Genomic DNA, 20075 nt, shown 5'->3' with positions numbered 1-20075 from the left:
GCCGATCCGCGGCCCTGGTCACCTCCGTACCAAACGATCGTCCCGATGGCGCAAAGGATTCGCTGAGGCATGTCTGGTGCGGAGGAGTTGCTGCTGTTAACGTCAAATCCTGGAGCGCCGGGAAGTCTGGTCGGCAACGTCATATCGGACCGGCTTCAGGGAGGCGCCCATGCAGGGCAATCCTGCCATCCTCATCAGCGGGCTGACCAAGTCCTTCGGGCACGTGCGCGCCCTGGACGGGCTCGATCTCACCGTGGACACCGGCGAGGTCCACGGCTTCCTCGGCCCGAACGGCGCGGGCAAGACCACCACCTTGCGTATCCTGCTCGGCCTGCTGCGGGCCGACTCCGGCCACGCCGAACTCCTGGGTGGCCGCCCGTGGCGCGACGCGGTCGAGCTGCACCGGCGCCTGGCCTACGTACCCGGCGACGTCGTGCTCTGGCCGACGCTGTCCGGCGGCGAGGCCATCGACCTGCTCGGGCGCCTACGCGGTGGGCTCGACCAGCGGCGCAAGAAGGCGCTGCTGGAGCGCTTCGACCTCGACCCGACCAAGAAGGGCCGCGCCTACTCCAAAGGCAACCGGCAGAAGGTGGCCCTCGTCGCGGCCCTGGCCTCCGATGTGGAACTGCTGCTGCTGGACGAGCCGACCGCCGGGCTCGACCCGCTGATGGAGGCCGTCTTCCGCGAGTGCGTCACCGAGGAACGCGGCAACGGCCGTACGGTGCTGCTGTCCAGCCACATCCTGTCCGAGGTCGAGGCCCTGTGCGACCGGGTCACCATCGTCCGCGACGGCCGAGCCGTCGAGAGCGGCACCCTGGCGCAGTTACGCCACCTGACCCGCAGCTCCGTCACCGCCGAGCTGGACCGGATCCCCGACGGCCTGGCCGAGCTGGCGGGCGTGCACGAGCTGGCCGTCAGCGGCTCGCGCGTGCGCTTCGAGGTCGAGGCCGACCGGCTCGGCGCCGCGCTGCGACTGCTGACCGACGCGGGCGTACGCAGCCTGACCTGCCAGCCGCCCACCCTGGAAGAGCTGTTCCTGCGGCACTACCAGAGCGCGTCATGACGGGCACGTTCACGCTGGTACGGCTGGCGTTGCGCCGTGACCGCCTCCTGCTCCCGGCCTGGATCGTGATGATCGCGGGTGTCGTCGCGGCCACCGCCGCGGCGATCGGCGAGCTCTACCCCGACATGGCACAACGCCTCGCCTTGGGCGTCACCATCGGCTCGACCCCCGCGCTGCAGGCGCTCACCGGCCCGGTCTTCGACCCGACATCGGTGGGCGGACTGACCGCCTGGCGAGCCACCACCCTCGCCACCGGCCTGGCCGGCTTGATGAGCATCATGGTGGTGACCAGGCACACCCGCGCGGAGGAGGAAACCGGCCGCGCCGAACTGATCGGGGCCTGCGCGGTCGGCCGCCACGCGATCCCGGCGGCCGCGGTGATCGTGGCAGGTGGCGCCAACCTCCTCATCGCGCTCCTGCTCACTGCGGCGCTGACCGGCCAAGGACTTCCCGGCTCCGGCGCGCTCGGGTTCGGACTCGCGGTGGGCGGCACCGGGTGGGTGTTCACCGGCATCGTCTTGGTGGCCGCGCAGGTGACCGAGCATGCCCGCACCGCCAACGGGCTGGCCGTCTCGGTACTCGGCCTGGCCTATCTGCTGCGGGCCTCGGGTGACGCCGCCGGTGTCGAGGCGCTGGCATGGCTGTCGCCGTTGGGCTGGGCCCAGCGGGTACGTGCCTTCGCCGGCGAACGCTGGTGGGTGGTCGGTCTGCTGGCGCTGACCGGACTCGTCCTGGTCGGGCTGGCCGCGCTGCTGTCCAGGCGGCGAGATGTGGGCGCCGGGCTGCTGCCGCCCCGGCTGGGCCCGTCGGACGCGGCGCCGAGCCTGGCCGGTGCGCTCGCGCTGGCGTGGCGGTTGCAGCGGGGCGGGCTGCTGGGCTGGATGATCGGCTTCGCGATCGCCGGGGCCATGTTCGGCTCGCTGGCCCAGAGCGTGGGCGACATCGTCAACGACAACCCGCAGCTCGCCGCGATACTGGAGCGGCTGGGCGGCGCGGGGGCGCTGGTGGACACCTTCCTGGCCGCCGTGATGGGGCTGCTCGGCCTGGCCGTGGGCGGTTTCGCCGTACAGGCCACGCTGCGGTTGCAGGGCGAAGAGGCCGGCGCCCGCGCCGAGCCCGTGCTGGCTGCGGCCGTCCCCCGCCGGCGGTGGACGCTCAGCCACCTGGTCGTCGCACTGGGCGGCACCCCGATCATCCTCACGGCCGGCGGCCTGGCGGCCGGGCTGGCTCACGGCTTGCGAACGGGCGAGGTCGGTGAGCAGGTCCCCCGGCTGCTGGGCGCGGCCTTGGTACAGGTGCCCGCGGCATGGGTACTGGCCGGGATCGCGATGCTGCTGTTCGGCCTGCTGCCCCGGCTGACGGCCCTGGCCTGGACGGCTCTGGTGGCCTTCGCCCTGCTCGGCCAGCTCGGCGAGCTGCTCCAGCTCGATGACTGGATCAGGAACCTGTCGCCCTACGCCCACCTCCCCCAGGTGCCCGGGGGCGAGGTGAGCGCCGCGCCGCTGCTCTGGTTGACCGCCGTCGCGATGGCGCTCGTTCTGGCCGGTGTCGCCGCCTTCCAGCGGCGTGACCTGGCCGGCAACTGACTCGTTGGGTTCAGGGGAGCATCGCGGTGAGCAGCGCACTGGCCTTGCGGACATCGGCGTCCAGCGGGCGGTCGGGATCGACGGGAGGGATCGCCTCGACCAGGGCGTCGAGGAGTGCCGCGCAGCCTGGGGCCGTGGGGCTGCGGGCGCCGACGTACGCCGCCTGCCGCAGTCCCACCGCCAGCGAGCCGCAGAGCAGGTGCAGCAGGGCGGCCATGTCATAGGCGCGAAGGGCGGCCTGGGTACCGAACGGCACGACATCCTGGTTGTGCAGGTTGGTCGGCAGGCTCTGCATGCCGGCCGGAACGGCGGCGCGGCGGATCTCGGCGACGAACGCGGTCGTGGCGAGCTGTACGCCTTGCATCCCGTGTTGGCGGCCGGGTCCGGCGGCGAGCATCGGGGGTAACCCGCCATTGCGGGCCGGGTCGACGAGGAGGTCGAGCTGCCGCTCGGCGAGGTTGCCGAGCTGGGCGGTGACCATCGCCAGGACGTCGGCGGCGAACGCGGCCGGCTGCCCGAAGAAGTTACCGCCGTGCACCACCAGGTCGTCGTCGGGGAAGAACAGCGGGTTGTCGCTGACGCTGGACAGGTCGGCCTCGACGACACCGTCGACGTACCGCAGGGCGTCCTCGGCGGCGCCCAGCAGTTGTGGGGAGCAGCGGATGCTGTACGGCTCCTGCAGCGCACGTGTGCGGGTCGGGCTGATCCCGGAAAGGGTCTTGCGCATGCCGTCGGCGACGTCGATCGCGCCGGGATGGCCATAGGCGTCGAGCAGGCGCGGGTTGAGGAAGCCCGGGTCGCAGCCGAGCAGGTCGACGAGCAGGCAGGTGAGCGCCTGTATCGCGCGGTGGGAGGACCAGATGCTGTCCAGGGCCAGAGCGGTCGCGGCGGTGGTGAGGGAGGTGCCGTTGACGAGCGCGAGGGCATCCCGGCCGTCGAGCGTCAACGGGGTCAGCCCAGCATGGCGCAGCGCCTCGGCCGCGGGCATCCGCCGGCCGTCGACCGACGCCTGTCCCCGGCCACGTAATGCCTGGGCGGCATAGGCGAGCGGGATCAGGTCTCCGCTCGCGCCGACCGAACCGTAGCGTGGGATCACCGGAACGAACGTCGTGGCGAACATCGCGGCCAGCCCGTCGACCACGTGAGCCGACACCCCGGACAGTCCCTGGGCGAGAGACCACACACGCACGAGAATCGCGGCGCGGCTCACGTCATGGGCCAGATCCGGCCCCTGCCCGGCACCGAGGTGGGCCAGGGTGTTGTCACACTGGTCCGTCTCCTCGTCCCGGCCGGCGAACCCGACCAGGGCGCCGAAGCCGGTGGTCGCGCCATAGACCGGGCGTTCCTCCTCCCTCAGCACGCCGCGCAGGTGGTCACGGCCGCGCTCGACGCGGCCGCGGACGGCCTCGTCGACCACGACGGACACCGGTGTCGCGGCGCGGTGCAGGTCGGCGGAGCGCAACGGGGCGCTGAGGTTGATGGAGCCTTCGACGGCGGGCATGCCTGGACCATAGGCGGTGAATTCTCAGAATCCTCTGAGAATCCGTCCGTAGCTTCCGGATCATGGCGCATGACTACCTGATCATCGGGGCCGGGCCGGCCGGGCTGCAGCTCGCCGCGCTGCTGGAACAGGGCGGTCACGACTATGTCGTCCTGGAACGCGGAGCCGGGCCGGGAACCTTCTTCACCCGGTTCCCACGGCACCGCCAGCTGATCTCCATCAACAAGGTGCACACCGGGTACGAGGACCCGGAGCTGCGGCTGCGGATGGACTGGAACTCGTTGCTCAGCGACGATCCGGAGCTGCTGTTCACCCGGTACAGCGAGCTGTACTTCCCGCAGGCCGACGATCTCGTGCGCTACCTGTCCGACTTCGCGGCGGCGACCGGCGTCCGGGTGCACTACGACACCCACGTCTCCCGGATCAGCCGGGACGACGACGGGTTCACCGCCGTCGACCGCGATGGACGTTCATGGCGGGGCCGGCGGCTGATCATGGCCACCGGCGTCTCCCAGCCGTACGTCCCGCCGATCCCCGGCATCGAGGCCACAGAACGCTACGACACGTTCGAGACCGACCCGGCGTCCTTCGTCGACCAGCGGGTCCTGGTGATCGGCAAGGGCAACTCGGGGTTCGAGACCGCCGAGGCACTCATGGCCAAGGCCGCGGTCATCCACGTCGCCGGGCCGCACTCCATCAAGATGGCCTGGCAGTCGCACTACGTCGGGCACCTACGCGCGGTCAACAACAACTTCCTCGACAGCTACCAGCTGAAGTCCCAGAACACGGTCCTCGACGGCACGGTGGAGAGCATCGAACGCCGTGATGACGGTCGCTACCGGGTGATGTTCCGCTATGCACGTACCGTGGAAGCACTGCGCGAGCTGTTCTACGACCGGGTGATCGTGTGCACCGGTTTCCGGTTCGACGCCTCGGCGTTCGACGACAGTTGCCGGCCGGCGCTGGTCGTCAACGACCGTTTCCCCGAGCAGACGCCGGCGTACGAGTCGACCACCGTGCCCGGTCTGTACTTCGCCGGTACGCTCACCCAGCAGCGCGATTTCAAGAAGTCCACGAACGGGTTCATCCACGGCTTCCGCTATGGGGTGCGCGCGCTCCACCGGATCCTGACCACCCGCTACCACGGTGGGACCTGGCCTGCCGGGAAGGTCGAGCCGACCCCGGACGCGGTCAGCGACGCGATCATCGCCCGGGTCAACCGCTCTTCCGCGCTGTGGCAGCAGTTCGGCGTGCTCGGCGACGTGGTCACCGTGGATGGCGACACCGCGCTGTACCAGGAGGAGGTCCCGGTGGCGTACGTCGCCGACGGCGGCCTCGGCCATGCCCGGCACAGGTTCGTCGTCACCCTGGAGTACGGAAAGGATCACGACGCCGTCGACCCGTTCGACATCTCGATCCTGAGGGTCGTCGAGAACGACGTCGCCAACGCTCACGACGCGAACTACCTGCACCCGGTGGTGCGGCACTACCGAGAGGGGACGCCGACCGGCGTCCACCACCTCGCCGAGAACCTGGAAAACCAGTGGAACCTGCCGGCGGTGCACCAGCAGCCCCTGGCCGTCTTCGTCAAGGAATGCCTTGCCGACGTCGGCTGAACCCTACCCGCGGTCCATTCTGGACCTCCTTGGCGCGGCTGGGGACCGATCCGTCTTCGAGCACGGTGCCCGTACCGTCACCGGCGCGCAGATGCTCGACCTCGTCCGGCGGATGGCCGCCGGACTGCGCGCGGCGGGCATCGGGCCAGGGGATGGCCTCGCCATGCTGCTGGGCGTCACTCCCGAAGCGTTCGCCGCGATGATCGCCGGCTACGTCGTGGGGGCTCGGGTCGTCGGTGTGCGGCCCGGGCTGTCCGGCGGCCAACTGCGCCACGTGCTCCACCAGGACGTCGCCGCGGTCGTGACCGACGCGGCCACCGGGCCGGAGCACGCTCCGCGCACCCTGACCGTCTCCGAGCTGCTGGCCGCGCCCGACGAGGACGGTCCGCCGCACCTGTCCGGCCGCCCGCACGACGTCGCCCGGCTCGTCTACACCAGCGGCAGCACCGGCACACCAAAGGCATGCGCACAGACCTACGCCGCGCTGAACGCGGCGTGGACGGCCCGCCCGGCGGCGTGGCCGCCGGCGATCCGAGAACTGGCGTCCCGCCTGCGGCGCTACCTCGTGTTCGGGTCGCTGAGCAGCCAAGTGATGATGGAGTACGGTGTCCTCACCCTTGCCGCGGGCGGGACCATGGTCGTCGCCGACCCGCCCATGTTTCCCGACGCGATCACCAGACATCGGGCGTCCGCCAGCGTCATCACCGTGCCCCGCCTGTACAAACTCGTCGCCGCGCAGCGCAGCTCCCCGGCCGACCTGAGCAGCCTGCGGGCGCTCATGGTGTCCGGGTCCCCGCTGGAGGCGTCCCGGCTCCGCGAAGCGCTCGATGTGCTCGGCCCGATCGTGTTCCAGGGCTACGGGCAGAGCGAGACCGGCACGATCTCCATGGCCAGGCCGTCAGATGTCGCCCCTTCGGTCGGGTTCCCGCCCGACGTCATCGACGTCGTGGTCCGGGACGCGGACGGCAGGCCCGTCCCGCCTGGTGTCGACGGCGAGCTGTACGTCCGCACGCCCACCCAGGCCATCGGGTACTGGGCCGAACCGACGCGGACCGCGGAGGTGTTCATCGACGGGTGGGTGCGCACCCGGGACCTGGGCCACTTCGACCAGGACGGACGACTGTACCTCGTCGGGCGGACGCGGGACGTCATCATCGTCAACGCGAACCTCTACTACGCCGGTCCGATCGAGCGGGTCCTGGCCGCTTCCCCCGACATCGCGGAGGCGTACGTGATCGGCGCCCCGGACGAGGACACCGGCGAGGCGGTGCACGCGTTCGTGGTGCCAGTGGCGGGCCGGGCCGTCGACCTCGCCTCGCTGCGGACGCTGGTCAGCGAGCAACTCGGTGACGCGTGCGTACCGGCGAGCATCACCGTCATCGACGAGGCGCCGACCGCGCCGAACGGAAAACCGGACAAGCGCCTCCTAATGACCGCGATCCCCCGGACCGAGCCCTGCCGGAAACCGCCAGAAGGGTACTGACGTGAGATCTGCCTCGTACGAACATCCGCTGGCGTTCTGGTCCGGCGTGACGATCACCACGGTCGGCGTGCTGTTACAGCTGCCGAGCTACTTCATGGCCCATGACATGCGCTATCACCTCGCCGGCATGCCCGTGACGACCGAGATGGCCGTCGGCATGGTCCTGCTGTTCATCGGCGTCGGCATCACCACCTACAGCCTGTTCCCGAAGTCCCGAGGCAGCCGGCCCGAGCTGAGCCAGGTGAGCATCACCCCTCTCGACGACGCGCCGATCAGGCCCGCCCACATCGGGCTGCTCCTGGTCATGGCGGCCGCCATCACGATCGACGTGATGAAACCGACCGCCTTCGCCTTCCTCGCGCCCGGCGCCGCGGCGGAGTACGGGCTGCGCGGACCGCTCAACCCGACGGCGGACGCGCTGCCGATCGGCCTCTACCCGCTGTCCGGCATCGCCGGCACCATGATCGGCTCGTTCATCTGGGGCTGGCTGGGCGATCGCATCGGCCGACGGGCGTCCATCCTGCTGGCGGCGATCATCTTCATCGCGACGTCGACGTGCGGCACCATGCCCGAGTTCTGGATGAACCTGGTCACATGCTTCGTCATGGGTCTCGGCGTCGGCGGCATGCTTCCACTCACCTTCGTGCTGCTCTCGGAGACGGTGCCGAGGAGACATCGCGGCTGGATGATCGTGCTCATCGGCAGCGACATCGCCGGCGCCTACATCATCGTGAGCTGGCTGGCCTCCACCTGGGCCGCGCCGGACCAGTTCGGCTGGCGCCTGCTGTGGCTGATCGGCCTGCCCACCGGTCTCATCCTGCTGCTGTTGAACCGCTGGATCCCGGAGTCGCCGCGCTTCCTGATCAAGCAGGGCCGCGATGAGGAGGCCCAGGCCGTGATGCGCAAATACGGCGCCACCATCGTCGAGACGCCGTCCGAGCTCGCCGTCGAGCAGAACCTGGGGAGCGGCTCTCGGCTGGCGTTCAGCAAGCCGTTCCTCGGCCTGACCGTCGTCGTCGTCCTGCTGGCCCTGAGCATCGGCACCACCCAGTACGGCTTCCAGCAGTGGATGCCGTCCAACCTCCAGCGACTCGGCTTCTCCGAGGTGAACGCGAGCGAGATCCTCCGTAACGCCGCGATCATCGGATTCCCGTTCAGCCTGCCGATCGCGCTGCTGTACGGATTCTGGAGCAGCAAGAAGACCATCATCCTCGTGACCGCGGTGATGGGCGGCTCCCTCGCCACCTTCGCGTTGCTCGGCGATCAGGTGGCCGCCAACCGCACTCTGCTGTATGTCCTGCTCGTCGTGCCGGTATGGGGAATCAGCATCCTGAACGCCGTACTCGCCGCCTACACCGCGGAGATCTATCCGACCGTGATCCGCGCCCGCACCAGCGGTCTGTCCGCGGGAGCGACCAAGGCCGGTGGCGTGCTGATCCTGGCCCTGGTGGTCACCGCCGTCGCGATCCCTTCTGTACGAGTGACCGCCGCTGTCGGTGTCGTCCCGATGGCCCTGGCCATGATCGCCCTCATCGCCTTCGGCCCGGAGACTCGGCACAAGCAACTCGAACTCATCACGGCCGAGGAGCTCATGTCGTCCTCCCGACGATCCGGCGGATTGTAGGCGGCACCGGGCTGGACGATCTTGTTCGCCCTGCTCGGCCTGCTGGGCGCGCGTCGCCATCCGGTGATCGGCCGCTATCTCGCACCCGGCGCCACCACCGTGCGATGGGTGCTGATCAGCCTGGACGCCGACGCCCTCGATAGCGCTGTGGGCGGGTGGCTGCGCGCGCACGCGGCCTGTGACGAGCACGGGTGGGCGATCGCCGTGGATGGTAAGGACAGATCGCACGCCCGTGACGCGCGCCCCGTTCCGGAAACAATCGTCCAGTGTCCGGATCGCGCTGTAAACCGCTCACTTTCCGGATAGTCCGGCATTCCAGCTCTCCGTACGATCCACCGCAGGAGACCGAGAGACACGAGCATCAGGAGGAAAAGTGCGCAAGACCGTTCTCGCCCTGGCCGCGACTTTGGCGTTCACCGGGGCCGGACTCGCGTTCGCCGCCGCTCCGGCGAGCGCCGAGAACCGCGACTTCTCAGTCGACAACCGCGACTTCTCGGTGGAGAACCGCGATTTTTCGTTACTCACCGCCCCTGACTCCCGCCATTGGGCGAACGGCGGAGGCGTGTCCACGGCGTCCATGAGGTGGGGATGAGCCGTAGAAACTGAGGTTCTGCCGTGCCGTACCTCGTAGCCGGGCTGATTCTGGGTGGTGCTTGACGGCGTCGTCCTCCGGGCCGAGGTATCGCCGGCGAAGTCGGCCTTCCCGAGCTCGTCGGCTCTGAACAAGGGCGGGCGGCGGGCGGGCCGGGGAAACCCACTGTGAGCAATCACGACAGGGCGCCCCGGTCCGCCCCAATGCACGCGGCTGCTTGATCATTCCTGGTTTCCAGGGCGGCCAGTCGCGCTCACATAGTCAGCGCAGAGAGCGGAAGAACTCGCGCACGTCGGCGACGAACGGGCCGGGCTGTTCCAGGGCCAGGAAGTGTCCGCCGCGCTCGAATTCGGTCCAGTGCACGATGGTGTGGTCGCGTTCGGCGAAGCGACGGATGGCGACGTCCTGGGTGAGGGAGACCGCTACGCCGGTGGGCACGGTCCCGGGTTCGCGTGACGCCCAGGCCGATGGGTCATGGTGGGACTCGTAGTAGTTGTGGGCCGAGGAAGCGCCGGTCTCCGTGAACCAGTAGATGCTGACGTCGGTGAGGAGGGCGTCGCGGTCGACCGCGTCTTCAGGCAGGTCGGCGGCACTGTCGGTCCATTCCTTGAACTTCTCGACGATCCAGGCGAGCTGGCCGGCCGGAGAGTCGTTCAGGCCGTGTCCCAGGGTCTGCGGGCGGGTGCCTTGGAGCTTGTCGTAGCCACTCTGCTCCTGCTGCCAGTGCTCCAGGCGCGCCAGCCGCTCATATTCGGCCGCGGTCAGGCCGTCCATCTCACCGTCGGCCCCGATCGGGAAGGTGACCAGGGCGTTGACGTGCACGCCGAACACGTGCTCGGAATCCTGACGCCCCATGGCCGGGGCGACGAAAGCGCCGACGTCGCCGCCCTGCACGCCGTAGCGGGAGTAGCCGAGCCGGTGCATCAGTTCGGCGAAAGCGTCGGCGATGCGACCCTGCGTCCAACCCGTATCGCGCAGCGGAGCGGAGAAGCCGAACCCCGGCAGAGAGGGAATCACCAGGTGGAAGGCATCGGCAGGGTCGCCGCCATAGGAACCCGGGTCGGTCAGGGGGCCGATGACATCCAGGAACTCGACGAACGAGCCGGGCCACCCGTGGATGAGCATCAGCGGGGTCGCCTCTGCCTCGGGTGAGCGAATGTGCGCGAAGTGGATGGTCTGCCCGTCGATGTCGGTGGTGAACTGGGGCAGCTCGTTCAGCCTGGCCTCGTGCTTGCGCCAGTCGTAGCCGTCGGCCCAGTAGGCGGCGAGCTGTCGCAGGTAGCCGGTCGGGACGCCGCGGCCCCATCCTTGGCCGCCGATCTCGCCGCTCCAGCGGGTGCGGGCAAGCCGATCTCGTAGATCATCCAGCTGGTCCTGCGGGATGTCTATGCGGAACGCGTTGATCACCGAACCATTCCTTTCGGAAACGGAATATTTACATGAAGCATGAAGAAGACCGGTCCATTTGCTGGCAATTCGAATTTCTTCCAAGCATGCGCGTGATCGACAGGCTCAGAGCGCCGATGACGATACCGAAGGCAGCCACGGCGGGGCGCCGACTCACCAGCCTGGCGATAATATTAAATGGGGCTAAAACTCATGCCGCACTACTGCACACACTTCCGGATCAGCCTCGTCGCAGACCTCTTCCCGTATGGGCGACGCCTCATGGCTCGAAAGCCGAGAGCTTTTCGGGCTGTTCGCCGGTTCGTGCTTGAGAGTGGAGATTATGAGCGTCCCACGACGTTGGCTATCCATATAGCGCAGAACCAAACGCGCTCTGTGGATAGCGTGCCGCGGGAGGTCTCACCTCAAGCATCACGAGCCGACGGCTGCCCGGCAACGCTTCCGCACCCCTTCAACCGGTCGCACGCGTCTCACAGCCTCAAACGTCGCCTTCACTGTCGTCCACGCAGTGTGACCGAGGGGGCGTGACCGTAGGTCTGGCGGTAGAAGGCGGCGAACCGGCTCAAGTGCATGAAACCCCAGCGGAGCGCCACCTCTGTAACAGTTGTCCGGCCGCCTGTCGCCGCGATGTGGAGAAGATCGGCGTGAGCCCGGGCCAGCCGTACATTGCGCAGATAGGCCATAGGCGTTGTCTGCAGGTGTTCGCGGAAGCCCGCCTGAAGGGTGCGGACGTTCACCCTGGCCGCCGTGGCGATGTCTCCTAGGCCGATCGGTTCGGCGGCGTGTTCTTCGCAGAAGCGGCGCGCGCGTCGAAGTGCTGCGGAGGCCACTGGAGCACTGGGCTCCCCGAGGTCGGCAGAGTAGGTATGGGGCTGTGAGCCGAGCAGAGTGTGCAGCAAGAACTGCTCGAAATGGTGCTCGGCCAGAGATGAGGCCGCAAAGGGGAACGTTCCGCCCGCCGTAGCCGGGAGGGAAAGTGCGCGTAGGACTCGACCCAGGGGGCTCTCATCGATGACTTGCGGCTCGAAGCACATATCCCTTTCCGGGGCATCGCCGAGCTGATCCTCAAGGACCCGATCGATGAGCACCTCAGGAACCTGGATGATCATGACGTCGTGATCGACACTCCAGTTCATGTCGATGCGCCGCCGAGGGCCGATGATAGTAAGGGGTGCAGCGACATCCTGGCCCCCGATCATTAATCGTCCACCACCGGTCAACGGCACGTGAATGTTGTAGAAGTCGGGCAGCTCCGGTACTTCAACCCGGATTTCCGCCCCGTACGCCAGTGTGTGCAAGACGATGTTCCCACGGTGTAGCAGCCGGTATCGGCCACCGTTTGGATGGGCCTTGGCGACCTTGAGGCCGTGCGGCGAGAAGTTCTGCGATACTTGCGCTCGCATTTCCTCTACATCGCCTTTGAAAATTATGGGCTGCCCGGATGCCCCCGGAAGTTTTCCCAAGCTCTGTGATTTCGCTTCATTCATGGTCTGGATCCCCCTGCTCCCGTAGGCCGGACCTGTCCAATTGGCTGGACAGAGGCCGGTCAAGCGACCTGGCCTCCCATTCGCACCGCCGTCACATCCGTTTGAATGGTTCCGGTGTAGCGGTCAGGTAGTTCCTGGCGCTGACCCTGAGCCCGTAGCGGATTCTCTTGCCTGCTCTGTCTCCCGAGTCGATGAGCGCACATTTCCCAGGCCCTGATCTGTGTCGCGTCGCTGTGGAGTGCGTCTGTCGTGCGCCAAACACCATCGACCGCCGCCACCGGCCATCTCGCCTCAATACGCCCGACATCCTTGTTTTTAAATATCACAACAAATGCTGATATAATCAACAAGATGAGCCCAAGAGTAAGGCCTCTTTCTTCCCCAGGGCAACAAGAAAGAGGACGTTTCCAAAATGTCGAAAACGTTCATGCGGGGTCGGTCTGTTGACGGCTGGGTGACACGCCACGAGGGCCATATCGTTCTGGGCCGCGCGCCAGCCTGCTCGGCCTTGATGGGCCCATGGATCAGAGCGTCCGACAGCCCGAGCCGCTGGTGCACGCCATCGCCGGCCTGGGTCGTCGGGGCCGGACACCGTGGTCACCTGGCCGATCGGCTTCTACATGACGTCGAACTCGTTGAGCCAAGCTCGCGTACCTCTGAAAAGAAGCACACGCATCAAGTGGAGGTAGGCCAATGACGAACAGCACGCCTTCGGCCGGGCGTAGGCTTGCCCGCGCCGAATTCCTCCTGCTCGGTGGCTTCGTCGTGGCGGCCGCGGTGGCGATCGTGGTGGTCATCCCTCCGTCAGCCGACCCCGCCGCCGCTCAATGGAAGCAGACGTCCTCGGGTCCGCTCTCGGCTGCCGATCGCGATCTGCTGATCAAGGTACGGCAGGCCGGCCTGTGGGAGATGCCCGCAGGCGAATACGCCGCGACCCGTGCCGCATCCCCGCGTGTCAAGCAAGTCGGCAAACAGATCATGAGCGAACACGCAAAGCTCGACGTGATGACCCGTCAGACCGCCCAGAAGCTGGGCGTGGCCCTACCCAACGAACCCAATGGCGACCAGCAAAGCTGGATGGCGCAGCTCGCGGCGGAGAGCGGCCCCGCCTTCGACCAGGACTACGCCAACCTGCTGCGTGCCGCCCACGGCAAGGTCTTCAGCACCCTGGCCGCGGTGCGGGCCGGCACCCGTAATTCCGAGATCAGGAAGTTCGCAGGAGAAGGCATCAACTTCGTCATGCGTCACATGACGTACCTGGAAAGCACCGGCCTGGTCGAGCACACTGATTTGCCCGAGGCTCCGACCCCCTCGCCTATTCCTCCCACCGCGTTCGTGGATCAAAAGGGCAGGCTCCCATGAGATCCAAGCCCCTGGCCGGCTGACGTAGAGGGCCCAGGGCGGCAACGCCGCCATCCTGTCCGGCTCCGTCAGAGTGGCCTGCTCACCTTGACGTACTCGGTTCCAAGGACGTCCAGAAGAGCCAGGAGTCCTCCATGAGCGCGGCGCGAGGTCGTTCCACGCGAGCGCATCGAACGCGGCCGGCACCACGATGGGGGCCGTCTGCGGCAGCCGCTCAAGGAGCGCGAGGATGCTCGGGCGGACGTCGCGCCGATGTGGTCCGGTACGGCTCGGCGTGGTTCCCGCGAGGACGTGGAGGTGGTCGGGCTCGGCGTCCGTGAGCCGCAGCGCGTCCCCGATCTTAAAAGGGCAGGCATCCGAAACCAGCCCTCTTGCGCTGGCATGCCCGCATCGGGCTATCATCGCCATATGGCGATCGATTCTGAAGGTGGCCGGTGCGTCAGCGCTGACATCGCCGCCGGCATCTCCCCGGCGGCGGCGCTGTTCCACTCCCTGGCCGATGAGACCCGGCTGCGCATCGTGCAGCGGCTCGCGCGCGGCGAGGCCCGCGTCGTGGATCTGACCAGCCGGCTCGGGCTGGCCCAGTCCACGGTGTCCAAGCACCTGGCCTGCCTGCGCGACTGCGGCCTGGTCGACTACCGGGCCGAAGGACGGCAGTCGTTCTACAGCTTGACCCGGCCCGAGCTGATGGACCTGCTGGCCTCGGCCGAGCACCTGCTCGCCGCCACCGGCCACGCCGTGGCGCTGTGCCCGACCTATGGGGTGGAGACCGGCGACGGGGACACCGAGCTGGAACCGATGTCATGAGCGCGGTGAACCTGCCCGATGGAGGTCGCCTCGGCTGCTGCTCGTCTACACAGGAGGAATCCCGATGATCGGCCGTCCGATGCCCAGCCGCGTGCGGGCCGCCTACCGCGCCGAGATGCGCGCCGCCCGCACCACCACCGACCCCGAGGCCAGGTGGCGGCACCTGGAACGGGCGCACATCATCTCCCAGCCCTGGCCCTGGCCGCACACCGCCAACCACGTCGCCATGTTCGCCCTGGCCGTCCGCCTGCGCGACCGGCGCGAAGCCCTCGGGCAGGTCGTGCGCATCATCGTGGCCGCGCCAGGCTCGGCGCTGGGCCGCTACCCCGAGGGCAACACCGGGCGCGCCACAGTGAGTCTGACCCAGCCCATGCCGATGCCCGCCGACCTGGCCGAGCTGCTCCAGACCGCCTGAACCGGTCGAAGACACCGATCTTCACCCTCGACGGCGTACCTCCTGACGAGATCAAGGACCGGCTGCCGGGCGTACAACAGCTCCTCAAGAAACTGACTGACACGACTTCCCCCTGAGCTCCCGCATGTCACGACGCGCCGTGCGGGAGTCACCGGCTCGGGTTCGCCGGGGCCTCGCCGAGGACGGTGAGAAGAAGATGGCGCCGGCGCGGCGCGAGGTCGCCGATACTGGCATCAGCGTCGATCTTGGCCTGTCGTGGTGTTCGGTCGATCTCGGCGGGCGGGCGCCCGGGCAGAGCGCGCAGCATCGGCTCCAGGCCGGCGCTGATGGTGGTCGCGTCCCTGCGTGACAGCAGCGACTCCAGGCCGAGTCGTCCGGTCGCCAGCGCGGCGCGCAACTGCGCGGTGGTCGCCGGTTCCGGCGATAGAGGCGGTGGCGGTGAAGTGGCGGCGCGAGAGCCGTCGGCCGTCCCGGGCTTTTGCGCCCCAGGTCGAGCAGGGCGGCGTCCAGCGCCCGGATGGGTGGGGCGTGCCCGTGCTGCGGTGATGGCACGCCCCGGTCGGTAGGCGCGGGCTGGAAACGGCAGAGACTTCGAAAGAACGGCGGCCGCGTCACGGCGGCCGTGATCGACCTCCAGCCGCGGTCAGCCCTGTGGACAGGTCTCATGCGCCAGCCCTCCCTGTGCGCGTGGCTGCCCCATCCAGTGGGCTTGGGGGCAAAAGGTCAGGTCCTGACCACCTGACCCAAGCCGGCTTCCACGGAGAGTAGTGGACATACTACAAAGCGTTTAGATATCTGATGTGATGTTCATATGTAGAAGCGAGAGAGTTTGACGCCCTGACGTATTGACGAGAGATCCCTGGAATCGCAATCATGTGCATATATGAACACTTGGGCAGATGTCACAAGGAGCTCAGCGCATGTCTGATCAACACCAGCACGACCGAACCCATGGGCATGGGCATGGGCATGCGGTCAGCGCGCAAGCGGACCGGCGCTATCTGAGCGGTGCGCTCGCCCTGATCGTCGGGTTCATGGCCGTCGAGGTGGTGATCGGCCTGATCGCCGGCTCCCTGGCGCTGATCTCCGATGCCGGTCACATGCTCACCGACGCGATGGCGCTCATGTTCGCACTGGTCGCGATGCGGATCGCGGCCCGCCCGCCCCGCGGCGGCTTCACCTACGGCCTCAAGCGCGCCGAGATCGTCTCCGCCCAGGTCAACGGCATCACCCTGCTGCTGCTCGCGGCCTACTTCACCTTCGAGGGCATCCGTCGCCTGATCGAGCCGGGCCAGGTCGAGGGCCTGTTCGTGGTGGTCACCGGGCTGGCCGGCATCGCCATCAACGTGGCAGCCACCTGGCTGCTGTCCAAGGCCAATCGCTCCAGCCTCAACGTCGAGGGCGCCTTCCAGCACATCCTCAACGACCTGTACGCCTTCATCGCCACCACCCTCGCCGGGCTCATCGTCTGGCTGACCGGCTGGACCCGCGCCGACGCCATCGCCGCCCTGGTGGTCGCCGCCCTGATGCTCAAGGCCGGCTGGGGGCTGGTCCGCGACTCAGGACGGGTGTTCATGGAGGCCGCACCGCCCGAACTCGACCCGGCGGAGGTCGGCCGCCAGATCGTCGCCCTGGACGCCGTGGTCGAGGTGCACGATCTGCACATCTGGGAGGTCACCTCCGGATACCTCTCCCTGTCGGCCCACGTGCTGGTGACCCCGGGAGCCGACTGTCACGCCGCCCGCATGGCCGTCGAGGGCTACCTCAATGACGAGCACGGCATCGAGCACACGACCCTGCAGATCGACCACGCCACCTCCGACACCCACGCCTTCGACGACGACGGAGCCCTGCGCCGCCTCGTCCAGCACTGCGCCGACCCGCACGGCCCCACCCATCACAGGCTGAGGCCCGGACCGGTGGCGAACGCGGACGGCCACGCCGGCCACTGAAGCACCGGACACGGCCGGGCGACGACGCGATCCCGGCCGTGCCCGACAGCCGCCTGGCCGGAAAGGGAGATCACGTGCCCGAAGTGCGACTGGAGCCGTTGCCGTCACTGCTCTGGAGCTCGCCGCCCAGTTTCTTGCGCAAGGTCTCCAGGACGGGAGGCTCGGCTGTGACGACCCACTGGCGTCCGACGAGATGGGTGCCTTTGTACATCAGCGCATAATCCAGCCAGTCTTTCCGGCCCTTTTCCGTCGTGAAGCTGGTGACCGCGTAGTTTCCGTCGGCCGTCTTGCAGATCCCCTGGCGGAGCTCGGCGGCCTTGGTCCGCATCTCGGGCTTGCAACCGAGCTTCGCGGCGAGGTCCTCGGCGCTCAGCACCGCATTCTGGTAGAGAGGGTTCGCCGCAATTTTGGGCTGGTCGTTCGAACCGCACCCGGCGACGAGAACGAGCCCGGCCAGAGTGGTGATAGCGCATTTCAACCGAGCAGACATGGCGTAGCCTCCCAAACTGCGATCGATGGGAGATACGTCAAGGGACGGTCGCCAGTTCGGCGCCTGAGCATAATTTTCTACAAGTTATAGAAGTTCATGCGTGCGCCCTGTCGAAGACTGCCTGCCCACCGTGGCCAGGCTCACGTACCTGAAGACGACGCCCGCCCCGGTGCCGAGGTGCAGGGGACCGCCGTCATGACGTCAGGGCCGCGTCGATCTTGGCCTTGAGCTCGTCGTAGCTGGGCTCGACGTCCAGCGGCGCGCCGTGGCCTCGGCGACGCGTGCCGTCAGTTCGCCGCGGCGTCGCCGGCCTCGTTCAGGGCGGCGCGCCTGGCCTTGGCGATGAAGGCGCCCTTGTTCGCGGTGGCCCCGCTCGTCCAATGCGCTTGCGGGAGACCATGCCCTTGTTCGAGCTGCTCTTCACGGCTGCGCTATGCGACATATGCCGACAAAGACTGCACTTGACATGCTGTCCAGGCGACGCTCTATCTTGCTCATATGAATGCTTCTTCAGATGAGGGCGTGTTGGCGATGGACGGTTGTGCCGCCAAAGTGGTCGACGCCGATCGCGTAGCCGCCGTCTGCGAGCGGATGCCGGCCGCCGAGGATCTCACCGACACCGCCGACATCTTCGGGCTGCTGTCGGACCCGAACCGGCTGCGGCTCCTGGTCGCCTTGCTGGACGGCGAACTGTGCGTGTGCGACCTGGCCGCCGTGACCGGCCAGAGCGAGTCCGCCGTCTCCCACGCCCTGCGGCTGCTGCGCGCCCACCGCATCGTCGCCGCGCGCCGCTCCGGCCGGATGGCCTACTACCGTCTGGAAGACCCGCACGTACGCATGCTGCTCGACCTGGCGCTCGCCCACACCGAGCACACCGACGCCATCCATCCCGAACGCGGCGGGAACACCTGATAGGTGCGGGACACGCCAGGCCCGAGGGTCGTGTACGCGCTGAACAAGATCAAGCCAACTGTTGGTGCGACCGTACGTGTCGCGTGCCGCCGCATGCCCTCGTCGGGTGAGGCTGCCGTCCGGCGCCGGTGCCGGTTTCCCCGGTCCGGTGGATGAAGGCAGTACTCCGCGACGAGAGGAACATCACGATGAGGCGCATCCGATGGATGTGTTACCCGGTCGCCGCCCTCGCGGCGGCGACCCTTCCGCTGACGCTGATCGGCGCGGTCCCGGCCGACGCCGCCCCGGCGGTTTCGCGGGTCGCGCCGGATCCCGCCTCATGCCCCGACCAGGTGTCGCTGGTCAACGGCGGTTTCGAGCAGCCGGTCGTCAGCGGGACGTGGGCCTCGTTCCCTGACGCCTCGCAGACCGGTGCGCCGAACCACGTGCCCGGCTGGCTCACCACCGCCACCGACCACATGATCGAGCTGTGGGCCAGCCCGCCGAACCCGGCCAACACCCCGCCCAAGGAGGGCAGGCAACTGGCCGAGCTGAACGCCAACCAGGTCTCGACCCTGTACCAGGACCACGCGACCACCCCGGGGGCGAAGCTGTACTGGCGGCTGTCCCACCGCGGCCGGCTGGGGGTCGACACGATGGCCCTGGACATCGGTGATCCGGCGTCCCCGGTGCAACAGAAGGTCATGTCGGACGGCACCGGGAGCTGGGGCACCTACTCCGGCATCTACATCGTGCCCGCGGGCCAGACGACCACCAGGTTCGCCTTCCGTTCCGTCTCGGCGGCCGGAGGGAACGCCACCTTCGGCAACCTGCTCGACGACATCCACTTCGCGACCGCGCCGTGCGTCGTCGTCAGCAAATCCGCGAGCCCGCAGGGGCCGGTCGACGTCGGCGACGTGATCACCTACCGGCTCACCGCGGTCAACAGGGGCGGCGCCCCGGCGGAGAACGTACGCCTCACCGATACCGTCCCGGTGGGGACCACCTACGTGCCCGGCTCGCTCCGGGTGGTCGACGGCCCCGGCAGCGGGGACAAGACCGATCAGGCGGGCGATGACCAGGGCGAGTTCAACGCCACGGCCGGCAAGGTCTCCTTCACCCTCGGGAACGGCGCCACCCCCACAGCCGGCGGCTCACTGCCCAACGCCGCGGGCCTGCCCGGCGGCACCACCGTGGAGTTCAAGGTCAAGGTCGGCCGGGACGCCGCGGGCGGAGAGGTCACCAACCAGGGGACGGTCGGCTACGAGAACCGGCTGGGCCCGGAGCCGGAACGGCTGACCTCCACCAGCGGCGACGCCGTTACCAAGGTCAACCCGGCCGTGGACCTGAGCGTGGTCAAGTCCGCCGATTCGACCAAGGTGACCGTGGGCCAGACCGTCACCTACCGCGTCACCGTACGCAATGCCGGCCCGAACGACGCGACGGGGGTCACGGTCAAGGACACGCTGCCGGCCAACCTCACCTTCGTGTCCGCCATGGCCTCCAACGGGACCTACGCGCCGGCGAGCGGGATGTGGACGGTCGGCACGCTGGCCAGTGGCGCCTCGGCCACGTTGACCATCCATGCCAAGGCCACAGCGATCGGAGAGACGACCAACGCGGCCACCGCCGACGGCAAGGAACTGGATCTCGATCCCGCCAACGACTCCGACAGCGTCAAGGTCTGCGTCGACCCTGAACCCTTCTGCCCGTACTGCATCAAGGAAACCGGGCAGAAGGCGAAGAGCTAGCGACAGGACTCCGGTCGACGCATTCGACCGGCAAGCGTCCCTGCCACC

General features: G+C 68.2%; 18 protein-coding genes. 13 read left to right on the top strand and 5 right to left on the bottom strand.

The genetic code is table 11. From position 1 onward, the window contains the following. Positions 1-169 precede the first annotated feature (169 nt). Together ACQP2T_RS01325 and ACQP2T_RS01320 are read left to right on the top strand one after the other, a co-directional pair. Positions 170-1063: an ATP-binding cassette domain-containing protein gene (locus ACQP2T_RS01325; protein WP_433514370.1), complete on the top strand. Its 894-nt coding sequence runs from the start codon at positions 170-172 to the stop codon at positions 1061-1063. Further along, positions 1060-2649 carry an ABC transporter permease gene (locus ACQP2T_RS01320; RefSeq protein WP_433514369.1) on the top strand — a complete coding sequence of 530 codons (1590 nt, stop codon included), beginning with the start codon at positions 1060-1062 and terminating at the stop codon, positions 2647-2649. Before ACQP2T_RS01325 ends, ACQP2T_RS01320 begins: the two co-directional genes overlap by 4 nt. A gap of 10 nt (positions 2650-2659) precedes the next feature. On the opposite strand, the gene ACQP2T_RS01315 is transcribed toward ACQP2T_RS01320, so the two are convergent. Then, the gene (locus ACQP2T_RS01315) at positions 2660-4150 is read right to left on the bottom strand and encodes an aromatic amino acid ammonia-lyase (RefSeq protein WP_433514368.1); all 1491 of its coding nucleotides are present in this window, start codon (positions 4148-4150) and stop codon (positions 2660-2662) included. Positions 4151-4212: 62 nt separating this feature from the next. On the opposite strand from ACQP2T_RS01315, the gene ACQP2T_RS01310 reads away from it, so the two are divergent. The 5 genes from ACQP2T_RS01310 (at position 4213) to ACQP2T_RS01290 (ending at position 9465) form a co-directional block, all read left to right on the top strand. Further along, the gene (locus ACQP2T_RS01310; protein ID WP_433514367.1) at positions 4213-5766 is read left to right on the top strand and encodes an NAD(P)-binding domain-containing protein; all 1554 of its coding nucleotides are present in this window, start codon (positions 4213-4215) and stop codon (positions 5764-5766) included. Next, positions 5750-7249 carry a class I adenylate-forming enzyme family protein gene (locus tag ACQP2T_RS01305; protein WP_433514366.1) on the top strand — a complete coding sequence of 500 codons (1500 nt, stop codon included), beginning with the start codon at positions 5750-5752 and terminating at the stop codon, positions 7247-7249. The genes ACQP2T_RS01310 and ACQP2T_RS01305 overlap by 17 nt, the downstream gene beginning before the upstream one ends. Before the next feature lies 1 nt (position 7250). Next, positions 7251-8873 carry an MFS transporter gene (locus ACQP2T_RS01300; RefSeq protein WP_433514365.1) on the top strand — a complete coding sequence of 541 codons (1623 nt, stop codon included), beginning with the start codon at positions 7251-7253 and terminating at the stop codon, positions 8871-8873. A gap of 21 nt (positions 8874-8894) precedes the next feature. Then, positions 8895-9179 (top strand): hypothetical protein, encoded by a 285-nt coding sequence (locus ACQP2T_RS01295; protein ID WP_433514364.1) that lies wholly within the window; start codon positions 8895-8897, stop codon positions 9177-9179. Positions 9180-9246: 67 nt separating this feature from the next. Further along, positions 9247-9465 carry a hypothetical protein gene (locus ACQP2T_RS01290; RefSeq protein WP_433514363.1) on the top strand — a complete coding sequence of 73 codons (219 nt, stop codon included), beginning with the start codon at positions 9247-9249 and terminating at the stop codon, positions 9463-9465. Between the two features lie 261 nt (positions 9466-9726). Here the strand turns inward: ACQP2T_RS01290 and ACQP2T_RS01285 are convergent, their stop codons facing one another. Both ACQP2T_RS01285 and ACQP2T_RS01280 read right to left on the bottom strand, forming a co-directional pair. Further along, positions 9727-10869, bottom strand: a complete 1143-nt coding sequence (locus tag ACQP2T_RS01285) for an epoxide hydrolase family protein (protein ID WP_433519691.1) — start codon at positions 10867-10869, stop codon at positions 9727-9729. Positions 10870-11363: 494 nt separating this feature from the next. After that, positions 11364-12359 carry an AraC family transcriptional regulator gene (locus tag ACQP2T_RS01280; RefSeq protein ID WP_433514362.1) on the bottom strand — a complete coding sequence of 332 codons (996 nt, stop codon included), beginning with the start codon at positions 12357-12359 and terminating at the stop codon, positions 11364-11366. Between the two features lie 693 nt (positions 12360-13052). On the opposite strand from ACQP2T_RS01280, the gene ACQP2T_RS01275 reads away from it, so the two are divergent. From ACQP2T_RS01275 to ACQP2T_RS01265, 3 genes are all read left to right on the top strand, one after another. Further along, positions 13053-13721: a DUF4142 domain-containing protein gene (locus tag ACQP2T_RS01275; protein ID WP_433514361.1), complete on the top strand. Its 669-nt coding sequence runs from the start codon at positions 13053-13055 to the stop codon at positions 13719-13721. 408 nt (positions 13722-14129) lie between these two features. Beyond that, a complete protein-coding gene (locus ACQP2T_RS01270; RefSeq protein ID WP_433514360.1) occupies positions 14130-14528 on the top strand; it encodes an ArsR/SmtB family transcription factor in 399 nt (132 codons plus the stop codon). A gap of 64 nt (positions 14529-14592) precedes the next feature. Continuing rightward, positions 14593-14943: a DUF3703 domain-containing protein gene (locus ACQP2T_RS01265; protein ID WP_433514359.1), complete on the top strand. Its 351-nt coding sequence runs from the start codon at positions 14593-14595 to the stop codon at positions 14941-14943. 148 nt (positions 14944-15091) lie between these two features. Here the strand turns inward: ACQP2T_RS01265 and ACQP2T_RS01260 are convergent, their stop codons facing one another. Then, positions 15092-15340, bottom strand: coding sequence for a hypothetical protein (locus ACQP2T_RS01260; RefSeq protein ID WP_433514358.1), 249 nt, complete (start codon positions 15338-15340; stop codon positions 15092-15094). Between the two features lie 523 nt (positions 15341-15863). Here ACQP2T_RS01260 and ACQP2T_RS01255 point away from each other — a divergent pair. After that, positions 15864-16895 carry a cation diffusion facilitator family transporter gene (locus ACQP2T_RS01255; RefSeq protein ID WP_433514357.1) on the top strand — a complete coding sequence of 344 codons (1032 nt, stop codon included), beginning with the start codon at positions 15864-15866 and terminating at the stop codon, positions 16893-16895. Positions 16896-16965: 70 nt separating this feature from the next. Here the strand turns inward: ACQP2T_RS01255 and ACQP2T_RS01250 are convergent, their stop codons facing one another. Further along, positions 16966-17385: a hypothetical protein gene (locus tag ACQP2T_RS01250; RefSeq protein ID WP_433514356.1), complete on the bottom strand. Its 420-nt coding sequence runs from the start codon at positions 17383-17385 to the stop codon at positions 16966-16968. Between the two features lie 498 nt (positions 17386-17883). Between ACQP2T_RS01250 and ACQP2T_RS01245 the strand changes: the two genes are divergently transcribed. Continuing rightward, entirely contained in the window at positions 17884-18297 is a 414-nt protein-coding gene (locus ACQP2T_RS01245) for an ArsR/SmtB family transcription factor (protein WP_433514355.1), read from the top strand. A 188-nt stretch (positions 18298-18485) separates the two neighbouring features. Then, entirely contained in the window at positions 18486-20027 is a 1542-nt protein-coding gene (locus ACQP2T_RS01240; protein WP_433514354.1) for an isopeptide-forming domain-containing fimbrial protein, read from the top strand. The last annotated feature ends 48 nt before the right edge of the window (positions 20028-20075 follow it).

It is taken from the genome of Nonomuraea sp. CA-143628 (assembly GCF_050942315.1).
In the GTDB taxonomy this organism is placed as follows: domain Bacteria; phylum Actinomycetota; class Actinomycetes; order Streptosporangiales; family Streptosporangiaceae; genus Nonomuraea.
Note: the sequence above shows the minus strand (reverse complement) of the source record. Positions and strands in the feature narration are given on the sequence as shown.

Coding starts and splice junctions, on each gene's coding strand:
- ACQP2T_RS01275 (WP_433514361.1), top strand. CDS start 13,053: ATGACGAACAGCACGCCTTCGGCCGGGCGTAGGCTTGCCCGCGCCGAA.
- ACQP2T_RS01250 (WP_433514356.1), bottom strand. CDS start 17,385: ATGTCTGCTCGGTTGAAATGCGCTATCACCACTCTGGCCGGGCTCGTT.
- ACQP2T_RS01270 (WP_433514360.1), top strand. CDS start 14,130: ATGGCGATCGATTCTGAAGGTGGCCGGTGCGTCAGCGCTGACATCGCC.
- ACQP2T_RS01265 (WP_433514359.1), top strand. CDS start 14,593: ATGATCGGCCGTCCGATGCCCAGCCGCGTGCGGGCCGCCTACCGCGCC.
- ACQP2T_RS01315 (WP_433514368.1), bottom strand. CDS start 4,150: ATGCCCGCCGTCGAAGGCTCCATCAACCTCAGCGCCCCGTTGCGCTCC.
- ACQP2T_RS01310 (WP_433514367.1), top strand. CDS start 4,213: ATGGCGCATGACTACCTGATCATCGGGGCCGGGCCGGCCGGGCTGCAG.
- ACQP2T_RS01325 (WP_433514370.1), top strand. CDS start 170: ATGCAGGGCAATCCTGCCATCCTCATCAGCGGGCTGACCAAGTCCTTC.
- ACQP2T_RS01240 (WP_433514354.1), top strand. CDS start 18,486: ATGAGGCGCATCCGATGGATGTGTTACCCGGTCGCCGCCCTCGCGGCG.
- ACQP2T_RS01245 (WP_433514355.1), top strand. CDS start 17,884: ATGAATGCTTCTTCAGATGAGGGCGTGTTGGCGATGGACGGTTGTGCC.
- ACQP2T_RS01255 (WP_433514357.1), top strand. CDS start 15,864: ATGTCTGATCAACACCAGCACGACCGAACCCATGGGCATGGGCATGGG.
- ACQP2T_RS01280 (WP_433514362.1), bottom strand. CDS start 12,359: ATGAATGAAGCGAAATCACAGAGCTTGGGAAAACTTCCGGGGGCATCC.
- ACQP2T_RS01320 (WP_433514369.1), top strand. CDS start 1,060: ATGACGGGCACGTTCACGCTGGTACGGCTGGCGTTGCGCCGTGACCGC.